The organism is Mesorhizobium sp. M0983 (genome assembly GCF_040318975.1).
In the GTDB taxonomy this organism is placed as follows: Bacteria; Pseudomonadota; Alphaproteobacteria; order Rhizobiales; family Rhizobiaceae; genus Mesorhizobium.
Map to the genome: position 1 here is coordinate 103074 of NZ_JAMYNH010000016.1, position 22696 is coordinate 125769.

The following is a 22696-nucleotide window of genomic DNA, read 5'->3' on the forward strand; positions in this document are numbered from 1 at the left end:
CACTTTGATTCCTCTTCCCGCCTTGCGGGGCGAGGAACCCAAGTTCTGCGAAGGCAGCCGCACTGACGCTCGTTATTGAGCCGCTGCAAATTCCGCCGGGTCGAAGTCATATTGCTTCGAGCAGAATTCGCAGGCGACGTGAATGCTACCATCCTCGGTGCTGTCTCTGATCTCCTCGGCGGAAAAACCCTCGAGGATGCCGCGGATCTTCTCCCTCGAGCATGAGCACTGGTCGGCGACCGGCACGCCGCCGAAGACGCGGACACCATGCTCGTGGAACAGCCGGTAAAGCAGCCGCTCGGCGCCGATAGTCGGATCGATCAGCTCGGTCGGTTCAATGGTACCAAGCAGCGCCAGCAGTTCCTGCCAGGAATTGTCGGTCGGGTCGTGGATTTCCTCACGCGGATCGCCGTCGCCCCCGGGAAGGTCGGGTACGCGCATGCGTTCCGGCGACTGCGGCAGGAATTGTGCCAGCAGGCCACCGGCGCGCCATTGCTCGCGGGCACCGCCGACGCCGGGCGTCAGAAGCTTGGCCACCGAAAGCCGTAGGTCGGTCGGAATCTGCTCCGATTGGCGGAAATAGGTGCGTGCGGCTTCTTCCAGCGTGACGCCGTCGAGCTGGACGATGCCCTGGTAGCGTTGCGTGTGGGCGCCCTGGTCGATTGTCAGCGCCAGGACGCCGCTGCCGAGCAGCGTCTGCGGCGACGTCTCGCCGGCAGCCGTCAAAGCCTCCAGCCGGTCGGCATCGAAGCGGGCATAGGCGCGCAGCGCGTGCGGCGTGGAGAAATCCGCGACCAGCATATCGACCGGCCCGTCGGTGCGGGTCTGCAGAATGAACTTGCCCTCGAACTTCAACGAAGTTCCGAGCAGGACGGTCAGCACACAGGCTTCGGCCAGTAGTCGTGCCACCGGCTCGGGATACTCGTGGCGGCTGAGAATAGCGTCGAGCATCGGCCCGAGCTGGACGGTACGGCCGCGCACGTCGAGCGGGCCGACCTCAAACGGCACGACATGGTCGTCGCCGGCGTAGCCGAACTCGCCGAGCTTGGGTTGATGTTCAGCCAATTGACGAGTTTCCAACATGACAAAGCTCCGGGGCGCGGCGATGCCGCCCTCCGGGGCGCATGCGACGAGACGCGCTCGATTTGCGTGATGCGCCTGAGATAGGCACCACGAACTCCCGGATCAAGGCGGCCCGGATCAAGCGCCCAGGCACCAGGCCAAAACCGCCTTCTGGGCGTGGAGCCGGTTCTCGGCCTCGTCGAACACCACCGAATGCGGCCCATCGATGACCTCGTCGGTAACCTCCTCACCGCGATGCGCCGGCAGACAGTGCATGAACAGCGCGTCCGGCTTGGCTTTCGCCATCAGGGCCGCGTTGACCTGATAGGGCAAGAAGACATTGTGGCCGCGCGCACGGTGCTCCTGACCCATCGAGACCCAGCAGTCGGTGACGATGCAGTCGGCCTCGTGAACGGCCTCCTCGGGCGAACGAGTGAATTTCAGCTTGCCGCCATTGGCCTTCGACCAGTCGACATGCCTCTGAGCCGGTTCGCTGCCTTCGGGCACGGCGACGTTCAGCTTGAAGCGGAACCGCGCAGAGGCCTCCAGTAAAGAATGCAGGACATTATTGCCGTCGCCGGTCCAGGCGATCGTCTTGCCGGCCACCGGACCGCGGTGCTCTTCGAAGGTCATGATGTCGGCCATCAACTGGCAGGGATGGGTTTCGTCGGTCAGCCCGTTGATGACGGGCACCGTAGCGTTTTCCGTCAGTTCCAGCAGCCGGTCATGCGAGGTGGTGCGGATCATGATGGCATCGACATAGCGCGACAGCACCTTGGCCGTGTCTGCAATAGTCTCGGAACGGCCAAGTTGCATCTCGGTGCCAGTCAGCATGATCGTCTCGCCACCCAACTGCCGCATGCCGACGTCGAACGACACGCGCGTGCGCGTCGAGGGCTTGTCGAAGATCATCGCCAGCACCTTGCCTTCGAGCGGCTTGGTGCGTTCGCCGGCCTTGAGCCTCGCCTTTCGCACAGCTGCGTCGTCGAGCATGAAGCGCAGATCGCCTTCGGAAACGGCGGAAAGATCGGTGAAGTGGCGAAGGGACATCAGGAATTCCAGGATTACTTCGCGGCGGCAGCGACGATGGCATCCGCCAGGCTCTTGGCGCCGGCACGAATGCGCTCGAGCCCCTCGTGGATCTCGGCATCGGTGACGGTGAGAGGCGGCAGCAGACGGATAACGTTGTCGCCGGCCGGAACCGTCAAGAGATGCTGGTCGCGCAGTGCCACCGTAACCTTGGTGTTGGGCATCGCGCATTTAAGGCCGAGCATCAGGCCGGTGCCCCTGATGCTTTCGATAACGTCCGGAAATTCGTCGGCGACACCGGCCAGCCCCTGTTTCAAGAGCAGCGCCTTGCGCCGGACGTCATCGAGAAAGCCGTCTTCCAGCACCACGTCGAGCACGGCGTTGCCGACCGCCATGGCCAGCGGATTGCCGCCGAAGGTGGTGCCGTGCACGCCGGCGGTCATGCCGGCCGCTGCCTCGTCGGTGGCGAGGCAGGCGCCCATCGGGAAGCCGCCGCCGATGCCCTTGGCCACCGCCATGAGGTCGGGTGTGACACCCGCCCACTCATGCGCGAACAGCTTTCCGGTGCGGCCGACGCCGCATTGGACCTCGTCGAAAATCAAGAGCAGTCCGTGCTGATCGCAGAGCTGCCTGAGCCGCTTCAGCGATTGCGACGGCACTTGCCTGATGCCGCCCTCACCTTGCACCGGCTCGATCAGGATCGCCGCGGTTTCAGGCGTGATCGCCTTTTCGGCGGCGTCGATGTCGTCGAAGCCGACTTGGTCGAAGCCGTCGACCTTGGGGCCGAAACCTTCCAGATATTTGTACTGGCCGCCGGCGGCGATGGTCGCCAGGGTGCGGCCATGGAAGGCGCCTTCGAAGCTGATAGTGCGGAAGCGCTCGGGATGGCCCTTGACGAAGTGATAGCGCCGCGCCGTCTTGATGGCGCATTCAAGCGCCTCTGCGCCGGAATTGGTGAAGAACACCTTGTCGGCGAAGCTGGCGTCGGCCAGCCGCTCGCCGAGCCGGCTCTGTCCCGGAATCTCGTACAGATTGGAGACGTGCCAGAGCTTGGCGGCCTGTTCAGTGAGGGCCGCGACCAGATGCGGATGGCTGTAGCCCAATGAATTCACGGCGATGCCGCCTGCGAAATCGAGATATCGCTCGCCCTTGTCGGTGACCAGCCAGGTGCCTTCACCGTGGTCGAAAGCCAGGGGTGCGCGAACAAAGGTCTCGAAAAGCGCCGAACCGCTCATTATATGCGTCTCCGGAACCGGAAAATCAAAAAGCCGCCAAAGCGGCGGCCCTTGTGGCTTATCGTGTTTTTCGGCCGTGAAGTCAACGAAAAGGTCGCGCAAGGACGTGCGGCAAGCCCCCCAGCACAATGCCGGCTCATAAGCGACCGGGCAAGTTGGGGAAAACCGAAAAAACCGATTCGTGTTGGCCTTGGGACTCTTGTCACCGAGTCAGCGCATAAGGTAATTGTAGTAGAGAAATAACTAGATTTCGTGCGGCGGACCTAATCACCCGATATATGTGGTGTCTGCCCGGCAGAAGCCGGGTCGGGAATGGATTCCGATTGCCGCACTTTTCAGCAGGAGCGCGGTCTCATGAACTGGACTGACGAGCGAGTCGAACTTCTCAGAAAATTGTGGTCGGAGGGTCTCAGCGCCAGCCAGATCGCCGCACAGCTTGGTGGGGTCAGCCGCAATGCGGTCATCGGCAAAGTGCACCGGCTGAAACTGTCCGGCCGCGGACGCACAACCGCATCACCGGCACGCCAGAAGAAGACGGTACAGGGATCGACGATCCAGAAATCGGTGTCGCGGGCAGCAAGCGCCACGCGCCATGCCACCACGTCGATGTCGATCGGTGCGACCGCGCTCAAGGCGCAGTTCGATGCCGAACCGGTGTCGCGCCACTATATCCGCCCGGTCGAAAACGTCGTCGTGCCGATCTCCCGGCATCTGCAACTCGTCGAGCTGAACGAGCGCACCTGCAAGTGGCCGAATGGCGATCCGCTTTCGGAAGACTTCCATTTCTGCGGCAACGACGCCGCCGAAACCGGACCCTACTGCAAGTACCACGCCCGGGTGGCGTTCCAGCCGGCGTCGGAGCGGCGGCGGAGCAGGTGAATGGTGGCGGCTTGAGCCTGGCGTAAGAAGCAAGGCTCCCATTTAGCCCTATTCACTATTCACCTCTCTTCAAAGCCACCCATTCTTGCGAAACCGCCAGTAAAGAAACGTGCAGATCAGGGCGATTGCCGCCAGTACGGCCGGGTAGCCATATTCCATCCTCAGTTCCGGCATGTCGCTGAAATTCATGCCGTAGATGCCGGCGAATGCTGTCGGCACGGCCAAGATGGCGGCCCATGAGGCAAGCTTCTTGGAGATCGCCGTCTCCTGACTCTGGCCGACCAGAAGGCTCGCCTCGAAGGCGAAGGCGAGAACCTCACGCAGGCTGTCGATCTTTTCCTGGACCGTGCGGATGTGGTCGGTGACGTCGCGAAACAGCGGGTGCATGGCTGTATGGATTTGCGGCAGATCGGCGCTGGTCAGCCGCCGGCAGACCTCCACCAGCGGCAGGGCCGCATTACGCAGGCGCAAGAGATCGCGGCGCAGCATGTAAAGCCGCTCGATGTCGGAGCCGGTCATCGGCTTCAGCAGAACCTTGTCCTCGATCGCCTCGACCTCGTTTTCGATCTGCTCGAGCACCGGCATGTAGTTGTCGACGATGAAATCGAGAATGGCGTAGAGGACGAAATCCTCGCCCTTGGCGAGGGAATGCGGACAGCTTTCCCAGTGCTGGCGAACGGCGGCGTAGGAGGTCGACGGGCCATGCCTGACGCTGACAATGTAGCCAGCGCCGACGAACAGATGCGTCTCGCCGAAGGTGACACGGCTGTCGATCAGCTGCGCCGTGCGGGCAACGATGAACAGGGCATCACCATATTGCTCGATCTTCGGCCGTTGGTGCGGATGCTCGGCGTCCTCGATCGCCAACTCGTGCAGATGGAATTGCGCCTGGACGCGCAGCAATAAATTGCGGTCGGGCTCCAGCAGTCCGATCCAGACGACATGGCCCGGCTTCCCGGCCCATTCGCCGGCTTCCTCGATCGGTATGTCGGCGATGCGCCGCCCAGCCGTATAGACGCCGCAAGCGATTATGCCCGACATCGGCGGCGCGGGAGCAAACTCGCGGACATATTCCATCCCAGCCTCCTGAAGGCAGGCTTTCATCGCGGAACTGAGAAGTCGGCGCGTCGAAAGCTTAGCGCAATTTGCTCTCAGGTGGCGAATCCGAAATTCGCATTAGTGTCGAGCAGCAGGGGAGCTGCTTTTCGGATTTGAGAGCCACTCCACCAAGTGGCAACTCTAGCGGCCACCACGTTTTGTTTCGAGAACTCACTTCGCAGGCAGCGTTGCGGGAAGAATTATCTTATCCGTCTTGTCGCCCTTCGGGCGATCGGCCGGCATCTGATCGCCGGTGACGATATAGTAGATCGTCTCGGCGATGTTGGTGGCGTGGTCGCCGATGCGCTCGATGTTCTTGGCGCAAAACAGGAGATGCGTGCAGGGCGTGATGTTGCGTGGGTCTTCCATCATGTAGGTCAACAACTCGCGAAACAGCGAGGTGTACATGGCATCGATCTGGTCGTCGCGGTCGCGCACGAAACCGATTTTCTCCACCGACCGCGACGCGTAGACGTCGAGCACTTCCTTGAGCTGGGTCAGTGCCAGATTGGCCAAAGCCTCGAGGCCGCGGAACAGGCTGTTCGGCTGGCGCCCGTCGGCGACGGCAACCACCCGCTTGGCGATGTTCTTGCCGAGGTCGCCCACCCGTTCGAGGTCCGCCGAGATGCGGATCGCGCCGACGATCTCGCGCAGATCCGTCGCCATCGGCTGGCGCTTGGCGATGATGATGATCGCCTTGTCGTCGATCTCACGCTGCCCCTCATCCAGAACCAGGTCGTCTCGAATGACTTTCTGGGCGAGCCCCGGATTCGCATTGACCAGCGCCGCTACTGCCTGCTCGACCATGCGCTCGGCATGCCCGCCCATCGCCGCGATGCGCTTCGACAGATATTTCAGCTCCTCGTCATAGGCGCTGACGATGTGCACGGACTGCATGGACGAATGCCTTCCCGGATCTTCTGGTTGAGTCGTTCGCTCGAATCCCCGCTGATACGCTAGCCGGATGACAGAAAAAAGAAACGGCCCATCATGTGGTAGATAGTACGGCGTCAGCGAGCCGGCAAATGGACCGTGAACGCCGCGCCCTTGCCGACCTCCGACCTGATGGAGAGTCTGGCGTTGTGGCGGGTTAGGATATGCTTGACGATGGACAGGCCAAGGCCGGTGCCCTTTTGGGTCCGGCTGTTCTCGACATCGACGCGGTAGAAGCGCTCGGTGATGCGCGGGATATGTTCTTCGGGGATGCCGGGGCCGAAATCCCTGATGGTGACGTCGATGCCCGGCTCGGGATCGCTGTCGCCGCGCGTGATCGACACCACGACGCGTCCACCGGACTGACCGTATTTGCAGGCGTTTTCTAGCAGGTTTTCAAAAACCTGGAAAAGCTCGTCGCGATCGCCGGGCACGTCGAGCGGCCCTTGCGCGAAATCCCGCTCGATGACGACGCCGCTTTCCTTGGCCAGCGGCCCAAGCGAATCGATGACGCTGTCGATGGCCTGGCGCAGATCGACCTCGGTTCCCGGCTTGAGATAGGGCTTCATCTCCAGGCGTGACAGCGACAGAAGGTCGTCGATGAGGCGCGCCATGCGGCTGGTCTGGTTCTGCATGATCTGCAGGAACTGCTCGCGTGCCGCGGGGTCGTTGCGGGCCGGCCCGCGCAGCGTCTCGATGAAGCCAGCGATCGAGGCGAGAGGCGTGCGCAACTCGTGGCTGGCATTGGCAATGAAGTCGGCGCGCATTCTGTCGATCCGGCGCGCCTCGCTCTGGTCCTTGAACACCAGCACGTAGAGATCCGTGGCGTGGCCGACAGAAGACGCGCTCACCCGATAAGCTCGTTCGACCGGCAGCTTCTCGATGTAGTCGACGCTGTCCGAAGCGACGTTGCCCGACAAGATATTATCCAGCAAGGCCTGCATTTCCGGCGCGCGGAATTTCAGCGACAGCGATACGCCGGGGGCAATCCCACCAAAGGCTGCAAAGGCGGCGGCGTTGGCATGGACGATGGCGGCGGAGCGATCGAAAATGACCAGCGGATCGGCAACCGCCGCCGCGAGATATTCGCCGGAAAGCCGTTGCAGGCCGCTCGCCTCGATGGCCGCGGCATTTTCGGTCGATTGATGCGCGACGCCGGCCGGCAGCATCGCAGCGGCAACCAGCACGGCGCCTGCCAGCAGCACCACATAGCCGGATATGCCGGCAAAACCATAGACCATCAGAACTGCAACGAAGCCGGCCGCCAGCAGCCAGCGGCTGTTCCACAGCCGCATGGCGACGGCTTGCGCCCTGCCTTTCCGCTCTGTGCCGATGTCGGCCATTTGCGCTCCGTCGCCTGCGCTCCGTCTGCGGCCACCTCAAGAACTTCCTGCTGGACCGGCATGGAGGCTCCCAATAGCATGAGTCCGGAAGCTGGAAAGGTTCGTCTCGATGAAAAACGCCAAGGAAGGCCCCGCTACAGGTTCGTCGGGGCCGTTGAAGATCATGATCGACGGCAAGGAGCGGGAGTTCGACATCGAGGCCCCCACTCTTCCGGACTGGGTCGAGGACCGCAAGCTGACCGCCGGCGGCTATCCCTACGACAAGAAGATGAAGAGCGAGGGGTATGACGAGAGGCTCGAGCAGCTGCAGATCGAGCTGGTCAAGGCGCAGGCGTGGCTACAGTCGACGGGCAAGCGGGTGATGTCTCTGTTCGAGGGACGCGACGCCGCCGGCAAGGGCGGCACGATCTTCGTTTTGCGCCAGTATCTGAACCCTCGGACGGCGCGCAACGTGGCGCTGACCAAGCCAACACCCACTGAGCTTGGACAATGGTACTTCCAGCGCTACGTCGACCACTTCCCGACGTCGGGCGAATTCGTCACCTTTGACCGCTCCTGGTACAACCGCGCCGGCGTTGAACCGGTGATGGGATTCTGCACGCCCGCGCAGCACGAGCAATTTCTGGACGAGGTTCCGCATTTCGAGCGGATGATCCGCAACGAGGGCATCTATTTCTTCAAATTCTGGCTGAACATCGGCAGGGAAACGCAGCTTGAGCGATTCCATGACCGTCGCTGGAGCCCGCTGAAGAGCTGGAAGTTTTCGCCGATCGACATCGCCGGCATCACCAAATGGGACGACTACACCAAGGCGCGCGACCTGATGGTCGAACGCACGCACAAGGAGTTCGCGCCCTGGATCATTGTGCGGGCGAACGACAAACGGCGCGCACGGCTGGCGGTCATGCAGCGCATTCTCCTGTCACTTCCCTATGACGGCCGCGACCTCGACGTCATCGGCAAGGAGGACAAGAAGATCATCGGCGAAGGGCCGACTTTCCTCGAAAAATAAGCTCACCTCATCGATTCACGGCTCTCATGCCGCCATCCGGGCAATCCGCTGCAGCCGCTTCAGCGTGGTGTCGTCCTGCAGCGCCTGCTGGAAAAGCGAGATCTCCTGATCGATGCGGTCGCAGAGCGCGCCGGTGTCCCCCCTAAGCAGGTCGCGCGTCTGCAGCAGTGCCGCGACTGGCTTCTTGGCGAGCTGCCTGGCTCTGGCCAACGTGGCTTCCTCGACACTGACGTCCGTCACGATCTCGCCGACAAGGCCGAGCTGCCTGGCATCTTCGGCGGCGAGCGTGTCGCCGAGGCAGAAGAAGCGGAACGCACCGGCATAGCCGAGCTTCTGCGGCGCCAGGATGCTGGTCGCCGCGTCCGGCACCAGGCCGAAATCGACGAACGGCACCCGGAACGTGCTCTTGCTCGAGGCGATCACCATGTCGCAGTGGAACAGGATGGTGCAGCCGACGCCGACGGCGTCGCCGTCGACACAGGCAAGCACCGGTTTCGGGAACGTCGCCAGCGTGCGGAACATATCGGTGACGGCGGCGATCAATCGCCGATGTTTGGTGGCATCGAGAAATTCGGAGAAATCAGCACCGAGGCAAAAGCACCCGGCCAGGCCGCGCAGGACCACGACGCGGACGTCGTCATCGACAGCGGCTTCATGGAATGTCCTGGCCAGGCTTTCGTAGGCCCGCCTGTCCAGCACCGGGCGGCCGTCACCCGACGATACGGTGACGATCAGCGTGTGATTGCGGAATTCTGTTTTTGAGTGAACGTTCATGGCCCTCTCCAATCTTACGAGGCGCGTCTCTGTCCGAGCATGTCCGGGTACCCTCTGGCCAGCACAGGCGCAAAGTGATTGCGGCGCGATCGCACCACGTCGAGCGTGTGCTCGTTGAAGGTGAGCAGTGTGGCAACGACCTGCTGGTTGCCATAGGTCCGCTGATAGCCGAGCGGCGTTGCCAGGAAATGCAGTTGCAGCGCGCGAAGCACCCACATCGGCTCGAATTCGATGATCACCTGGTTGACGTTGCGCTTCAGACCCCACTCGACGAAGCCGGCGATCAGTTCGGTGCCCACCGTCGACACGCCGCGCCGGCCGTCGCGGAATCCCGGCGCAACCGCATAGCGGGTCAGTTCATAGACATTCGGCCCCGACGGTGGGGTTCCCTCATAAAGGTCCGCCAGCACATCGGTTAGAAGATGTGCCCGGGTCGTCGGCAACATACGCTGGTAACCGGCGAGCTCGCCATTGCGGATGACGATCTGGTGCACTGCCTCGTCGTGGTCGAATTGATCGATCTCGAGGCCATCGGGGCGCTGCAGATCGGTCCATCCCATCTCCTCGACGAAAATCTTGTAACGCAACCGATGAACTGCCTCCCAAAGGCCTGGGCGTTCCATCAATTCCTGGGTGGTGAGGGAAAAAAGCATTTGCCGTCTCCTAGGTTCAATAGGAAAATACGGCCGTGCTCCCCCGAGAAAATTACGCGATCACGTAGGCAAGAATTTCTAGGCCGGCGCGGCCGACCTAGTTAATATAGCCGCGCCTTATCGCTTCCGCGACGGCTTGGACCCGGTTGACGGCACCGAGTTTGCTTTTGGCGTTAAGAAGGTGTTTCTCTGACGTGTGTTCCGAAATGCCGAGAATTTGGGAAATCTCCCATTCGGACTTGCCAACGGCGGCCCATTGCAGGCATTCGCGCTCACGCGGCGTCAATTCGACATGGTCGATGGTTTTGCCCGCCATGGTGTGGAGCTGCATGGCGCGGCCAATCGCATAAGTCGAGACCAACGAGACCAACCCGAACTCGGCGCCCGACAATTCGACAGCCTCGCCGCCCAGCGACACCATGACGATCTGGCCATCGAGCGTGATCAGCGGGAAGGCCAACCCGTCGCGCAGCTTGAATTCACCGGCGTCGCCCATCACCTCGCCGCCGCTCTTGCCGATGCGGATGCCCTGAGACGCTTCCCGCCACTGGAACGGCGCCTGAAGCTGCTTCATGTGGCTGACGACGGGATCGTGATCGACGTAGTTGCGTGCGACGTAGCGCTCAAGCCATTCAGCCGGCCAGTCGCAAAGCAGCACATGGTTCTTTTGCTGATTTTTCGGCGTTCCAGGTTGCGGAACCGTCCCGGCCATCAGCGCCGTCAGCCCGAACCCGCTTGTTACCCCCAGCAGCTTTTCGCAGACGGCGGCCGCTGTGCCGGCGTGCTGCAACTGATCTATCAACTCCAGGGTACGATCGAAATGACCCATCGCAACATCTACCCCATGTTGCCTTCCGCACTTGAGACCAATGGCAGTGATCAACCCGCACTACGCCATCAACCCCGGACTGCAAAGCTGCTCCCTCTGTACGCCCCACCGCTCCTCTTGAGCCGGCATCATACAGTCACTTGCAAACTCACTAAACAATATCCCTAAATTGCCATGATGAAACCAAAAACCGTTGTGCCTGAGTTATTTTCGTACAAGAACCTGTGTTATTTCGTACGAAAGCCGGGGCAAGACTGGACGGAGTCGTCGCGTGGCGTTTCGGTGCATATCCATTTCATTGATCTCGATGCTGATCGGAGTGCAATCGCTTGCGGGTGCTGCGCGCGCTGCGGAGCCGCAGGTGCCGGTGTTTTGGGACGCCAAGGTGCGGCTGCCAAAGCCGGACCTTTCGATGCTGCCGCGGCTGCGATTCCTGACCACCACCGATTTCCCGCCCTTCAACTTTCTCGACGGGGCAGGCCGACTGTCCGGCTTCCATGTGGACCTGGCGCGCGCCATCTGCGCCGAGCTCGGCATTGCCGAAAAATGCCAGATCCAGGCGCTGCCCTGGGCCGAGCTCGAAGGCGCGCTGCGGAAAGGCGAAGGCGAAGCGATCATTGCCGGAATCGCCGCCACGCCGGAATCGCGGTCGAAATACGCGTTTTCACGCTCCTACCTGCAATTTCCGGCACGCTTCGTCGTGCCGAAGACACAGGCGCTGACGGAACCAATGTTCGACAAGCTGCGCAGCAAGCGTGTCGGCGTGATCGCCGGCTCCGGGCATGAGCGGATGCTGCGCGATTATTTCGGCGACGTCCAAATCGTCCCCTTCGCAAAGCCGGAGGAGCTTTATGGCGAGCTGAAAGCCGGCAAGATCGACGCCGCCTTCGGCGATGGCATGCGTTTTGCGTTCTGGCTCGGCGGTTCGGATGCGGCGGGCTGCTGCCGCTTTGCCGGCGGCCCCTATCTGGCGCCCGAATATCTCGGCTCGGGCATGGCGATCGCCACCAGGGCCGACGATCCGGCCCTGGCCGCCGCTTTCGACTATGCGCTGCAGGAAATTTCGGTGAAAGGCACGTTCGCCGAGTTCTATCTGCGCTATTTTCCGGTCAGCTTTTTCTGAGCTTGGCTGCTGGCTCAGGTCAGCGTGCGAAGGCGGGCCTTGGCGGCTCGCGCGATGGCGGCGACCGTCAGCGCATCGAGGTCGAGTTCCCGGCGGACGAGCTGCAGCACGCGCACCTCCTCCAGTCGCATTTCGAGATCGACGGCCGCGACCTCGAAGGCAGCGGCATAGGCGGTGTCACGCAGGCGGTCGGGCAGCGCCTCGGCGACGCGCGCCAGGACGCCCTCCAGCCCGTCCTTTTCTTGCAGCATTTTCTGGCAGGCCTGGGCGACCTCGACCAGCCGCTCCTGATTGAAATCCTCAAACACCGGCCAGGATCGAACGACGTCGCCGATCCGCGCCAGTTCGACATCGGTCATGTCGCGGTCTGACGCCGAGGTGATGACCATCAGGTAGATCATGGCTTCGTGTGGCGACAATGGCATTTACAACTCCTTGAGACGGGTCCCGAAGTTAGGAACGAGGGACCGGCGCCGCAAGGAAAAAGAGCCGCGATCGTTGACGCTCCGGTCAGGCCCTGAAGCCTGATCCATACCGATTAAATGGGACGGGGCTCATATCTTCTTGCCTGATCACGGTCCTGCCCGGAAACCGGGTTCCACTTTTCGGGATCATAGTCTAGAGCATGCGGCTGCCGGCACGGATGCCGGCAAAGCTGCAGGAAATAGCATCATGGCCGGACAACAGCCGATCGATCTCAGCCCGGAAGTCCTCACCGCGGCCGCCGAAAGCAAGGCGTGGCCGTTCGAGGAAGCGAAAAAGATCGTCGCCCGCTACGCGAGCAGCGGCTACCCGGAAACGGTGCTGTTCGAGACCGGCTACGGCCCGTCGGGGCTGCCGCATATCGGCACTTTCGGCGAGGTGGCGCGCACATCTATGGTGTGCCACGCCTTCCGCGTGCTGACCGAAGACAAGGTCAAGACGCGGCTGCTGTGCTTCTCCGATGACATGGACGGATTGCGCAAGGTGCCGGACAATGTGCCTAACAAGGACATGCTGCGCGCGTATCTCGGCAAGCCGCTGACCAGGATACCGGACCCTTTCTCCAATGAGTATCCGTCCTTCGGCGCCGCCAATAACGCACGGTTGCGCGCCTTCCTCGACCGTTTCGGCTTCGATTACGAATTCGCTTCCTCGACCGACTATTATACTTCCGGCCGCTTCGACGCGACGCTGCTCAAGATGCTCGAGCGCTTCGATAAGGTGATGGCAATTATGCTGCCGTCGCTGCGTGAAGAGCGGGCGCAGAGCTATTCGCCCTTCCTGCCGATCCATCCCAAGACCGGCATCGTCATGCAAGTCGCGATCGATGAGCGCAAGCTCGACGCCGGCACCATCGTGTGGCGCGACCCGGACACCGGCGAGCGCTTCGAGACGCCGGTGACCGGCGGTCATGCCAAGCTGCAATGGAAGCCAGACTGGGCGATGCGCTGGGCAGCACTCGGCGTCGATTACGAGATGTCCGGCAAGGATCTGATCGATTCCGTCAAGCTCGCCGGGCAGATTTGCCGTGCGCTCGATGCTCCAGCGCCGGAGGGCTTCAATTATGAGCTGTTCCTCGACGAGCACGGCCAGAAGATCTCGAAGTCGAAGGGCAATGGGCTAACCATCGACGAGTGGCTGACTTATGCGCCGACCGAGAGCCTTAGCCTTTATATGTTCCAGCGCCCGCGAACCGCGAAGAAGCTTTATTTCGACGTCATCCCGAAGGCGGTAGACGAATATTACACGTTCCTCTCTGCTTATCAGAAGCAGGATTGGAAAGAACGGCTGGGCAATCCGGTCTGGCACATGCATGACGGCAATCCGCCTATCATCGACCTGCCGGTGTCGTTCGCGCTGCTGCTCAACCTGGTCAGCGCCTCGAATGCGCAGAACAGGGACGTGCTGTGGGGCTTCATTTCGCGCCACGCACCGGGTGTGACGCCGGCAACTCACCCCGAACTCGACCGGCTGACCGAATATGCGATCCGCTATTTCGACGATTTCGTGAAGCCGGCTAAGGTGTACCGTGCCGCCGACGCGGTCGAGCGCGAGGCGCTGACCAAACTTTCGGAAGCGCTCGCCGCGCTGCCCGCTGACGCCGCCGGCGAGGCGATCCAGAACGCCGCCCTCAATGTCGCGCGCAAGATCGAGCGCTACCAGGATCGTTCCAAGCAGAGCCCTGAGGGTGGACCCGGCGTCTCCGTCGCCTTCTTCCAGATGATTTATCAGGTGCTGATAGGTCAGGAACGCGGGCCGCGCTTCGGTTCCTTCGCCGCACTCTACGGCATTGCCGAAACGCGTGAGCTCATTCGACGGGCGCTTGCTGGTCAGCTGGCGGCTTGAGGACGCCGTCCTGCTCCTCCAGGATCGAGCCCGGCGCCACAGGCGCGGATCGCGACGCAGCCGGGAGCGGCGGCAGGCCTGAGACGCTCGGCGCCGGCCCGAAGACGCCCTTTTTCGCTGCACGCGCCTTCTCGCCGGCTTCTATGTAAGCGCCGCCCTTGGCGGCGCGCGCCCAGCCGTTTTCGACCAACCATTGGCCGATATCCTGATTGCCGATCCGGCACTCGGCGGCGATCAGGTCACGGCCGCCTTCGGGCGGCACGGCACAGACCACCGCACGACCGCGCAGAAAAGCGCGGAAGGCAGTTCGCGCCCGGATGCCGCAACTCCAAGACTTGCCGCCGTCGGTGCAAGTCTCGTCCTGCTTGACGATGTCGATGCCGGAAACCGCAATCGAATAGCCCTTTGCCTCGATGACCCCGGCGGCCGGCGCGACCGGCTGGAACAGTTTCGTGCCTTTCCAGTCGTCAGGCATTTTCGTTTTTGGCGGCCTGGGCAGTCCGGCCAATGCCAGATCGCTCAACGGTGCGCGCGGCTCAATCCGTTCAAGCTCGTCGGAACCGAGCTGCGGCGGCACCACGATTTCCGGATCGATTGCCCTTGAATGCGTAGCCTGCTTGGCCGCCTCTGGTTTCGAGATGGCCGACGTAGCCGGCGCGGCGGGCTGGGGTTCAGCGCTGACCTGAATTTGCTCGCCAGGGCCGCCGCTTTGGTTCTGGACGGCGCGGCCGCCAGCGACAATTGCCGTGGCCATCGCCGGAATCGCCAGAACGGCCAAGGCAAGGTGAGGCAGACGCACCGGCCCCGCGCCTACTGGCTTGCCCAGACAATCCGCGCCACCCATTCGACATCACGCATGGGGATGTCGCGGTCCGGATGATCGGGATTGAGGGAGACCAGCGCGATCGACTTCGGTGTCTGGCGGTCGAGCACCTTGGCCATCACCTCGCCGGCATTGGTCTTGACGACGACGCGATCGCCCTTTCGTATGATAGCCCCCGGCTCGACGATCAGGACATCGCCATTGCGGTAAAGCGGCAGCATGGAATCGCCCTGGACCTTCAACGCATAGGAGGTTTCGGTTGCCCGTGCCGGCAGCTCGATCAGGTCCCATCCCTGCCCCGCCGGAAACCCGGCGTCGTCGAAGAAGCCACCGGCGCCCGCCTGGGCGAAGCCGAGCAGCGGCACCGACGATTTCTGCACGGGCAGTGCGCCGGAATTACCCCGGCCTTCGACCAGCCCCGCAAATTCATCCAGCGAGGCGCCGGTCGCCTCGATGATCTTGGCCAGCGATTCGGTCGACGGCCAGCGCGGCCGCCCATCCGAGGACAGCCGCTTCGATTTGTTGAAGGCCGTCGAGTCGAGGCCAGCGCGCCTGGCCAGCCCGGAGGCCGAAAGCGAATAACGCTCGGCGAGAGCGTCGATGGCGGCCCAAACGCGGTCATGCGAGAGCACCTTGCTCTCCTTCGAAACAGGAAAAAATACCTTCCCTGTTCTACCTCTTGGCCGCCATCTTGTCCACCGCCGAAGACGGCGTCACGCTGCCTCCTTGGCCTCGTTCCTGTCATACGGATCGAAACGCTCATAGAAGGTCTCGCCCTTCTCGGCCATGTCGAGCAGCAGCTTCGGCGCCCTGAACTCGGCGCCGTATTTCTTCTGCAGGCGCTTGGCGATCTTGACGAATTTCTTCGCGCCGATGCCGTCGATGTAGGACAGTGCACCGCCTGTGTAGGGCGCGAAGCCGAAGGCCAGGATCGAGCCGACATCGGCCTCGCGTGGATCGGTAACGATGCCCTCCTCCATCACCCGTGCCGCCTCAAGCGCGATGGTGACCAGCAGCCGCTGCTTCAGCTCCTCATAATCGACCCTCTCCGGCGCCAGTTGCGGGTAGAGGTCCCTGAGGCCTGGCCACAGCTTCTTCTTGGCAGGTTTTGCCGGATAGTCGTAGAAGCCCTTGCTGTTCTTGCGACCCAAGCGACCGTGTGTGTCGACCATCGTGCTGATCAGCGCCATCTGCTTCGGGTCGACCGCCTTGTCGCCGAGATCGCGCATCGTCTGCTTCATGATCTTCTGGGCAAGGTCGATCGCGGTCTCGTCGGTCAACGCCAGAGGACCGACCGGCATGCCGGCGGCTTTCGCCGCATTCTCGATCATCGGCGCCGGAACACCTTCGATCAGCATCTTGTAGGCTTCCGACATGTAGCGCAGTACGCAGCGATTGACATAGAAACCGCGCGTATCGTTGACGACAATCGGGGTTTTCTTGATGGCGCGGACAAAGTCGATCGCGGTGGCCAGCGCTTTGTCGCCGGTCTTCTTGCCGAGGATGATCTCGACCAGCATCATCTTGTCGACCGGCGAGAAGAAGTGGATGCCGATGAAATTCTTTGGCCGCGCCGAATTCCTGGCCAGCGATGTAATCGGTATGGTGGACGTATTCGAGGCGAAGGTCGCCGAAGGCTTGAGCACAGCCTCGGCCTGTTCGGTGGCGCCCTTCTTTACGGCCGAATCCTCGAATACCGCCTCGACGACAAGATCGCAGCCGGCGAGATCGGCGTAATCGGCCGTCGGCGTGATCAGCGTCAGCAACTGGTCCTTGTCCTGTGGCTTGGCACGGCCCTTCTTCACCTGATCCGAGATAAGGTTGTCGGAATGCGCCTTGCCCTTGGCGGCAGACTCCATGTCACGGTCGAGCAGCACCACCGGAATGCCCGCCTTGGCCGTCACATAGGCAATGCCGGCGCCCATGAAGCCGGCGCCGAGCACGCCGATCTTCTTAAACCTCGTTCCCGGCACACCGGCCGGGCGGCGCGCGCCCTTGTTCAGTTCCTGGAGCGACACGAACAACGAGCGGATCATCGCTGCCGCTTCTCTGGTCTGCATGATCTCGGTGAAGTAGCGCTGCTCGATCCGCAAGGCGGTGTCGAACGGCACCAGCAAGCCCTCGTAAACGCATTTCAGGATGGCGGCAGCGGCGGGATAGTTGCCATAGGTCTCGCGGCGCAGGATGGCGATGGCCGGCGGCCACAGATTGGCACCGGCCACCGAATAGATCGGAGCGCCGGGCAGCTTGAAGCCTTTTTCGTCCCAGGGCGCCACCGGTTTCAAGCCGTTCCTGATCATCGCCTTGGCGGTTTCGACCAGCTTGTCCGGCTCGGCAATCTCATGGATCAGGCCCATCGACTTGGCCTTCTGCGGCGACAGCGTCTGGCCGGAGGTCAGCATTTGCAGCGCCTGCTGCTGGTCGGTCAGCCGCGGCACGCGCTGGGTTCCGCCGGCGCCGGGGAAAATGCCGATCTTCACTTCGGGAAGTGCCATCCTCACTTTGTCTGAATCGGCCGCGACACGGCCATGGCAGGCGAGCGACAATTCGAACGCGCCGCCCATGCAGGTGCCGTTGATCGCCGAAACCCACGGCTTACCCGAGGTTTCCAGCTTACGGAACAGGCCGTTCATATAGCCCGCATTGTCGAACAGCGCCTTGGTCGCCTTCTCTGGGTCCTTTGCCTTGTCGGCGGCGAAGGTCGCCAGCATCTTCTGCAGCATGGTGATGTCGGCGCCGCCCGAGAACGTATCCTTGCCGGAGGTAATGACCGCCGCCTTGATCGCTGCATCGGTCGCCACCTTGTCGACGATGACGTTCAGCTCGAGCATCACCTCTTGGGTGAAGACGTTCATCGAACGGTCCGGCATGTCCCAGGTGACCAAAGCAATGCCGTCGGCGTCGGTGTCGAGGGTGAAATTGGTATAGCTCATCATCTCTCTCCGTCAGACGCGTTCGATGATCGTTGCGGTGCCCATGCCGGCGCCGATGCAAAGCGTCACCAGCGCGGTGTTCAGGTCGCGGCGTTCCAATTCGTCCAGCACCGTACCGAAGATCATCGCACCGGTGGCGCCCAGCGGATGGCCCATGGCGATGGCGCCGCCATTGACGTTGATCCGGTCATGAGGAATGTCGAAAGCCTGCATGTAGCGCAGCACCACCGAAGCGAAGGCCTCGTTAAGCTCGAACAGGTCGATGTCCGACAGCTTCATCTTCGCCCGCCTCAACAGCTTTTCGGTGACGTCGACCGGACCGGTCAGCATCAGCACCGGTTCGGAGCCGATGTTGGCAAAGGCGCGGATACGCGCGCGCGGCTTGAGGTCGAGCGTCTTTCCCGCCTTTTTCGAGCCGAGCAGCACGGCCGCCGCGCCATCGACGATGCCGGACGAATTTCCGGCATGGTGGACGTGGTTGACCTCTTCCACCTCGGGATGCTTCTGCACCGCGACAGCGTCGAAGCCGCCCATTTCGCCGGGCATGACGAAGGACGGGTTGAGCGCGGCCAGCGACTGCATGTCGGTCGAAGGCCGCATGTGCTCGTCGTGATCGAGAATGGTCAGGCCGTTCTGGTCCTTGACCGAGATCACCGAATTCTTGAAGCGGCCCTCGCCCCACGCCTTGGCGGCACGCTTCTGGCTTTCGACCGCGTAGGCATCGACGTCGTCGCGCGAAAACCCGTATTTGGTGGCGATCAGGTCGGCCGATATGCCTTGCGGCACGAACCAGCCGGGCAGGCCGACCGAAGGATCCATGAACCAGGCGCCGCTGGAGGCGCCCATGCCGACCCGCGACATCGATTCGACGCCACCGGCAATCACGATCTCGTCGGCGCCTTGCGCGATCTTGGCGGCGCCGAAATTGATGGCGTCGAGGCCCGAGGCGCAGAAGCGCGATATCTGCATGCCAGGCGCCTTGGTGTCGTAGCCGGCCTCGAAAGCAGCGGCACGTGGAATGACTGCACCCGCCTCGCCAACCGGATCGACACAGCCGAAGATGATGTCGTCGACGGTGCCGGTGTCCAGCCCGTTGCGGTCGCGGATCGCCTCGAGCACCTTGGCGCCGAGCCGCACCGCCGGCACTTCGTGCAGCGAGCCATCCTTCTTGCCCCTGCCGCGCGGCGTGCGCACGGCATCATAGACGTAAGCTTCGGCCATTTTCCTGCTCCTTGGGTTTGCTGAAAGTCGCTCAGAGAGAGCGCCCGATCAGCAATTTCATGATCTCGTTGGTTCCGCCGTAGATGCGCTGGACGCGGGCGTCGCGGAACATGCGCGCAATCGGATATTCATTCATGTAGCCATAGCCGCCATGCAATTGAAGGCATTCGTCGACGACTTTTCCCTGCAGGTCTGACAGCCAGTATTTGGCCATCGAGGCCGTCACCGGGTCGAGGCCGCCGTTAATGTGGCGGGCAACGCAGTCATTATAGAAGACGCGCCCAATGGTCGCCTCGGTCTTCAATTCGGCCAGCTTGAACTGGGTGTTCTGGAATTCGATGATGGCCTTGCCGAAGGCCTTGCGCTCCTTGACGTAGTGATGGTAAGAGCCAGCGCCCGCTCGACCATGGCGATAGCAGTGGTGCCGATCTGCAGCCGCTCCTGCGGCAATTGCTGCATCAGCTGGACGAAGCCCTGGCCTTCCTCGTTGCCAAGCAGGTTCGAGGTCGGCACACGCACGTCGTTGAAGAACAGTTCCGACGTGTCGTTGGCCTTGAGGCCGATCTTGTCGAGGTTGCGGCCGCGCTCGAAGCCCTCCACCTCGTCGGTCTCGACGACGATCAGCGAGATGCCCTTGGCACCTTTCTGCGGATCGGTCTTGGTGACGACGATGATGAAGTTAGCGAGCTGGCCGTTGGTGATAAAGGTCTTCGAGCCGTTGAGCTTGTACTGGTTGCCGTCCTTTTCGGCGCGCGTCTTGACGCCCTGCAGGTCGGAGCCCGCACCCGGCTCGGTCATGGCGATGGCGCCGATCAGTTCGCCGGTCGCCAGCCTCGGCAGCCATTTCTTCTTCTGCTCGTCCGAGCCGTAATGGAGGATGTAGGGGGCGACGATCGAATTGTGCAGGCCAATGCCGAACCCGTCGACGCCGACATGGGCGATCGCCTCGATGATGGCGCTCTCATGCGCGAAGCTGCCGCCCGAGCCGCCATATTCCTCCGGCATCGAGGCGCAGAGCAGGCCGGCCGCACCCGCCTTCAGCCAGCTTTCGCGGTCGACCATCTCGTTCTTCTCGAACTCGTCGTAACGCGGCGCGATCTCTTCCGACATGAAGCGGTGCGCCATGTCATAAAGCATGCCGACCTCGTCCGCCGCCCAGGCGGGTTTTGGAAGGCCAAGGATTTCGGCGGGACTGGTCATGTTTATTCTCTGATCCTCCTTCCAAGCACGCCGCCAGAATTGAGGCTGGCGCGCTGCCGTGGCGCCCTCTCCCGGCCGATTCGCGGCCACCCTCCTCGCGAGGAAGAGGGGAGCCTAGAACGCTTCGGCCGGCAGCGCCATCAATGTGTCGGCGCCGCTGGAGATGCGGGCAAGGTGCGCCGCCGTCTCCGGCATGATCCGCTCCACGAAGAAGCGCGCCGTCACCAGCTTGTTGTCGTAGAAAGACGAAGCGCCGTCGGCGCCATTCGCCAATTTCGCTGCGGCCACCCTGGCCATCTGCGCCCACATATAGCCCAGCGCCACCAGGCCGAAGAGATGCATGTAGTCGGTCGAGGCGGCACCGGCATTGTCGGGCTTGGCCATGCCGTTCTGCATCAGCCACATCGTCGCCGCCTGCAGATCGTTGAGGCTCTTCTTCAGCGCCTTGGTGAAGGGCGCCATCTTCTCGTCGGTGCGGTTCTCCTCGCAGAACTCGCCGACTTCCCTAAAGAACGCCTGCACCGCGCGACCGCCATTCAAGGCCAGCTTGCGGCCGACGAGGTCGAGTGCCTGGATGCCGTTGGCACCCTCATAGATCATGGCGATGCGGGCATCGCGGACGAACTGGCTCATGCCGTGCTCTTCTATATAGCCGTGGCCTCCGAACACCTGCTGCGCCATTACCGCATGATCGAAACCCTTGTCGGTGAGCACGCCCTTGACCACCGGCGTCATCAGCCCGGTGTAGTCGTCGGCGGCCTGGCGGTCCTTGTCGTCACCGGAGCGGTGAGCGATGTCGGACTTGATCGCCGTCCACAGCGCCAGCGCCCGACCGGCCTCGTTGAAAGCTTTCATGGTCATCAGGCTGCGGCGGATGTCCGGATGGACGATGATCGGATCGGCCTTCCTGTCCGGTTCTTTCGGCCCCGACAGCGAGCGGCCCTGCAGGCGATCCTTGGCGTAGGAAACCGCATTCTGGTAGGCAACTTCCGACAGCGAGAGCCCCTGCAGGCCGACGCCAAGCCGCGCCTCATTCATCATGGTGAACATGGCTTTCAGCCCGCCATTGGCCTCGCCGAGCAGTGTGCCTTCAGCGTCGTCGTAATTCATGACGCAGGTCGAATTGCCATGGATACCCATCTTCTCCTCGATCGAGCCACAGGAGACGGTGTTCTTCTCGCCCGGATTGCCTGATGCATCGAGCTTGAGCTTCGGCACGATGAACAGCGAGATGCCCTTCACGCCATCCGGCGCGCCCTCGATACGGGCCAGCACGAGGTGGACGATGTTTCCCGACATGTCATGCTCGCCGGCCGAGATGAATATCTTCTGGCCGGAGATCCTATAGGTGCCGTCGCCATTTGGAACGGCCTTGGTGCGCAGCAAGCCGAGATCGGTTCCGCAGTGCGGCTCGGTCAGGTTCATGGTGCCGGTCCAGGCGCCCTCGACCAGCTTCGGCAACCATGTCGCCTTCTGCTCTTTGGTGCCATGGGTGATGATCGCAGCGATCGCACCTTGCGTCAGTCCGGCATACATCATCAGCGACATATTGGCCGACACCATATATTCGGCAACCGCAGTATGCACTGCATAGGGCAAGCCTTGCCCGCCAAACTCGACAGGTGCGGCGAGCCCCATCCAGCCACCTTCGCGATACTGGTCGAAGGCTTCCTTGAAGCCTTTTGGCGTCGTCACCGACCCGTCGACATGGCGCACACAACCTTCCACGTCGCCGACACGGTTGAGCGGCTGCATGACGTTTTCGGCGAGCTTCGCGCCCTCGGCAAGGATGGCCTCGAGCACATCCGGCGTCGCGTCGGAAAATCCGGGAAGATTGGAATAGCGCTGATAGCCCAGCACCTCGTTCAGCACGAACAGCGTGTCCCGGATCGGCGCTCTGTAGATCGGCATGCGTTTCCTCCACCATGCGGTCTTGGCCCCGAAATCAGCCTCAGCATATGAGGATGGCAGACGGACCAACGTTGCGGTCGAGATAACAAATATTGACGTTTGCGTAAACGTCAATTCTGCGATGGGGCAAATTTTCTCCCGCGCGCCAAGACGGCAAACGGCGAAGGACGGTAACGACGAAGAACCGGGGGGGGGAAGCCGCGGGGGGGGGCTTGGGGCGGAAATGGGGGGGGTTTTTTTTGGCGCCCCCCGGGGCGGGGGCGGCCCGCGGGCGGGGAGCCTTTGGCGGGCCGGGGACCAAGAAGGCCAC

Annotated in this window: 19 protein-coding genes and 1 pseudogene; 4 read left to right on the forward strand and 16 right to left on the reverse strand. The window is 62.4% G+C overall.

What is annotated here, in order from left to right:
* Positions 1–72: 72 nt before the first annotated feature.
* From NKH71_RS24760 to NKH71_RS24770, 3 genes are all read right to left on the reverse strand, one after another.
* Positions 73–1083, reverse strand: coding sequence for an Hsp33 family molecular chaperone (locus NKH71_RS24760; RefSeq protein ID WP_023719494.1), 1011 nt, complete (start codon positions 1081–1083; stop codon positions 73–75).
* A 117-nt stretch (positions 1084–1200) separates the two neighbouring features.
* Complete coding sequence (gene argF, locus NKH71_RS24765) at positions 1201–2112, reverse strand: ornithine carbamoyltransferase (protein ID WP_031194171.1); 912 nt, start codon at positions 2110–2112, stop codon at positions 1201–1203.
* Positions 2113–2126: 14 nt separating this feature from the next.
* A complete protein-coding gene (locus tag NKH71_RS24770) occupies positions 2127–3326 on the reverse strand; it encodes an aspartate aminotransferase family protein (RefSeq protein ID WP_023719496.1) in 1200 nt (399 codons plus the stop codon).
* Between the two features lie 354 nt (positions 3327–3680).
* Here NKH71_RS24770 and NKH71_RS24775 point away from each other — a divergent pair, with 354 nt between their 5' ends.
* Entirely contained in the window at positions 3681–4205 is a 525-nt protein-coding gene (locus NKH71_RS24775; RefSeq protein ID WP_023719497.1) for a GcrA family cell cycle regulator, read from the forward strand.
* Positions 4206–4274: 69 nt separating this feature from the next.
* Here the strand turns inward: NKH71_RS24775 and NKH71_RS24780 are convergent, their stop codons facing one another.
* From NKH71_RS24780 to NKH71_RS24790, 3 genes are all read right to left on the reverse strand, one after another.
* A complete protein-coding gene (locus tag NKH71_RS24780) occupies positions 4275–5282 on the reverse strand; it encodes a magnesium and cobalt transport protein CorA (protein WP_023677347.1) in 1008 nt (335 codons plus the stop codon).
* 192 nt (positions 5283–5474) lie between these two features.
* Positions 5475–6200, reverse strand: coding sequence for a phosphate signaling complex protein PhoU (phoU, locus tag NKH71_RS24785; RefSeq protein ID WP_023719498.1), 726 nt, complete (start codon positions 6198–6200; stop codon positions 5475–5477).
* A 113-nt stretch (positions 6201–6313) separates the two neighbouring features.
* The gene (locus NKH71_RS24790; RefSeq protein WP_352493784.1) at positions 6314–7579 is read right to left on the reverse strand and encodes an ATP-binding protein; all 1266 of its coding nucleotides are present in this window, start codon (positions 7577–7579) and stop codon (positions 6314–6316) included.
* A 109-nt stretch (positions 7580–7688) separates the two neighbouring features.
* Here NKH71_RS24790 and ppk2 point away from each other — a divergent pair, with 109 nt between their 5' ends.
* Complete coding sequence (ppk2, locus tag NKH71_RS24795) at positions 7689–8591, forward strand: polyphosphate kinase 2 (protein WP_352482484.1); 903 nt, start codon at positions 7689–7691, stop codon at positions 8589–8591.
* Between the two features lie 24 nt (positions 8592–8615).
* Here ppk2 and NKH71_RS24800 read toward each other — a convergent pair whose 3' ends face one another.
* The 3 genes from NKH71_RS24800 to NKH71_RS24810 all read right to left on the reverse strand — a co-directional run bounded on the left by NKH71_RS24800 (position 8616) and on the right by NKH71_RS24810 (position 10847).
* Positions 8616–9365, reverse strand: coding sequence for an enoyl-CoA hydratase-related protein (locus NKH71_RS24800; RefSeq protein ID WP_023719501.1), 750 nt, complete (start codon positions 9363–9365; stop codon positions 8616–8618).
* A 14-nt stretch (positions 9366–9379) separates the two neighbouring features.
* Positions 9380–10018 carry an acyl-homoserine-lactone synthase gene (locus NKH71_RS24805; protein ID WP_023719502.1) on the reverse strand — a complete coding sequence of 213 codons (639 nt, stop codon included), beginning with the start codon at positions 10016–10018 and terminating at the stop codon, positions 9380–9382.
* Positions 10019–10115: 97 nt separating this feature from the next.
* Entirely contained in the window at positions 10116–10847 is a 732-nt protein-coding gene (locus NKH71_RS24810; RefSeq protein ID WP_352482485.1) for a helix-turn-helix transcriptional regulator, read from the reverse strand.
* A gap of 271 nt (positions 10848–11118) precedes the next feature.
* Here NKH71_RS24810 and NKH71_RS24815 point away from each other — a divergent pair, with 271 nt between their 5' ends.
* Positions 11119–11970 carry an ABC transporter substrate-binding protein gene (locus tag NKH71_RS24815; protein ID WP_352482486.1) on the forward strand — a complete coding sequence of 284 codons (852 nt, stop codon included), beginning with the start codon at positions 11119–11121 and terminating at the stop codon, positions 11968–11970.
* Between the two features lie 14 nt (positions 11971–11984).
* Here NKH71_RS24815 and NKH71_RS24820 read toward each other — a convergent pair whose 3' ends face one another.
* The gene (locus NKH71_RS24820; RefSeq protein ID WP_023719505.1) at positions 11985–12395 is read right to left on the reverse strand and encodes a tellurite resistance TerB family protein; all 411 of its coding nucleotides are present in this window, start codon (positions 12393–12395) and stop codon (positions 11985–11987) included.
* 247 nt (positions 12396–12642) lie between these two features.
* On the opposite strand from NKH71_RS24820, the gene NKH71_RS24825 reads away from it, so the two are divergent.
* Positions 12643–14298 carry a lysine--tRNA ligase gene (locus tag NKH71_RS24825; protein ID WP_352482488.1) on the forward strand — a complete coding sequence of 552 codons (1656 nt, stop codon included), beginning with the start codon at positions 12643–12645 and terminating at the stop codon, positions 14296–14298.
* Here NKH71_RS24825 and NKH71_RS24830 read toward each other — a convergent pair.
* The 6 genes and pseudogenes from NKH71_RS24830 to NKH71_RS24855 form a co-directional block, all read right to left on the reverse strand.
* Positions 14261–15097 carry a thermonuclease family protein gene (locus NKH71_RS24830; protein WP_352493783.1) on the reverse strand — a complete coding sequence of 279 codons (837 nt, stop codon included), beginning with the start codon at positions 15095–15097 and terminating at the stop codon, positions 14261–14263. The genes NKH71_RS24825 and NKH71_RS24830 overlap by 38 nt on opposite strands.
* A gap of 11 nt (positions 15098–15108) precedes the next feature.
* Complete coding sequence (locus NKH71_RS24835; protein WP_023719508.1) at positions 15109–15753, reverse strand: S24 family peptidase; 645 nt, start codon at positions 15751–15753, stop codon at positions 15109–15111.
* Between the two features lie 81 nt (positions 15754–15834).
* Positions 15835–18054 carry a 3-hydroxyacyl-CoA dehydrogenase NAD-binding domain-containing protein gene (locus NKH71_RS24840; RefSeq protein ID WP_352482489.1) on the reverse strand — a complete coding sequence of 740 codons (2220 nt, stop codon included), beginning with the start codon at positions 18052–18054 and terminating at the stop codon, positions 15835–15837.
* 12 nt (positions 18055–18066) lie between these two features.
* Positions 18067–19275, reverse strand: a complete 1209-nt coding sequence (locus NKH71_RS24845; protein WP_352482490.1) for an acetyl-CoA C-acetyltransferase — start codon at positions 19273–19275, stop codon at positions 18067–18069.
* A gap of 31 nt (positions 19276–19306) precedes the next feature.
* Positions 19307–20475, reverse strand: a pseudogene (locus NKH71_RS24850) (acyl-CoA dehydrogenase family protein).
* Positions 20476–20589: 114 nt separating this feature from the next.
* Positions 20590–22386, reverse strand: coding sequence for an acyl-CoA dehydrogenase (locus tag NKH71_RS24855; RefSeq protein WP_352482491.1), 1797 nt, complete (start codon positions 22384–22386; stop codon positions 20590–20592).
* Positions 22387–22696: the final 310 nt, after the last annotated feature.

Coding starts and splice junctions, on each gene's coding strand:
- NKH71_RS24760 (WP_023719494.1), bottom strand. CDS start 1,083: ATGTTGGAAACTCGTCAATTGGCTGAACATCAACCCAAGCTCGGCGAG.
- argF (WP_031194171.1), bottom strand. CDS start 2,112: ATGTCCCTTCGCCACTTCACCGATCTTTCCGCCGTTTCCGAAGGCGAT.
- NKH71_RS24770 (WP_023719496.1), bottom strand. CDS start 3,326: ATGAGCGGTTCGGCGCTTTTCGAGACCTTTGTTCGCGCACCCCTGGCT.
- NKH71_RS24775 (WP_023719497.1), top strand. CDS start 3,681: ATGAACTGGACTGACGAGCGAGTCGAACTTCTCAGAAAATTGTGGTCG.
- NKH71_RS24780 (WP_023677347.1), bottom strand. CDS start 5,282: ATGGAATATGTCCGCGAGTTTGCTCCCGCGCCGCCGATGTCGGGCATA.
- phoU (WP_023719498.1), bottom strand. CDS start 6,200: ATGCAGTCCGTGCACATCGTCAGCGCCTATGACGAGGAGCTGAAATAT.
- NKH71_RS24790 (WP_352493784.1), bottom strand. CDS start 7,579: ATGGCCGACATCGGCACAGAGCGGAAAGGCAGGGCGCAAGCCGTCGCC.
- ppk2 (WP_352482484.1), top strand. CDS start 7,689: ATGAAAAACGCCAAGGAAGGCCCCGCTACAGGTTCGTCGGGGCCGTTG.
- NKH71_RS24800 (WP_023719501.1), bottom strand. CDS start 9,365: ATGAACGTTCACTCAAAAACAGAATTCCGCAATCACACGCTGATCGTC.
- NKH71_RS24805 (WP_023719502.1), bottom strand. CDS start 10,018: ATGCTTTTTTCCCTCACCACCCAGGAATTGATGGAACGCCCAGGCCTT.
- NKH71_RS24810 (WP_352482485.1), bottom strand. CDS start 10,847: ATGGGTCATTTCGATCGTACCCTGGAGTTGATAGATCAGTTGCAGCAC.
- NKH71_RS24820 (WP_023719505.1), bottom strand. CDS start 12,395: ATGCCATTGTCGCCACACGAAGCCATGATCTACCTGATGGTCATCACC.
- NKH71_RS24825 (WP_352482488.1), top strand. CDS start 12,643: ATGGCCGGACAACAGCCGATCGATCTCAGCCCGGAAGTCCTCACCGCG.
- NKH71_RS24840 (WP_352482489.1), bottom strand. CDS start 18,054: ATGAGCTATACCAATTTCACCCTCGACACCGACGCCGACGGCATTGCT.
- NKH71_RS24845 (WP_352482490.1), bottom strand. CDS start 19,275: ATGGCCGAAGCTTACGTCTATGATGCCGTGCGCACGCCGCGCGGCAGG.
- NKH71_RS24855 (WP_352482491.1), bottom strand. CDS start 22,386: ATGCCGATCTACAGAGCGCCGATCCGGGACACGCTGTTCGTGCTGAAC.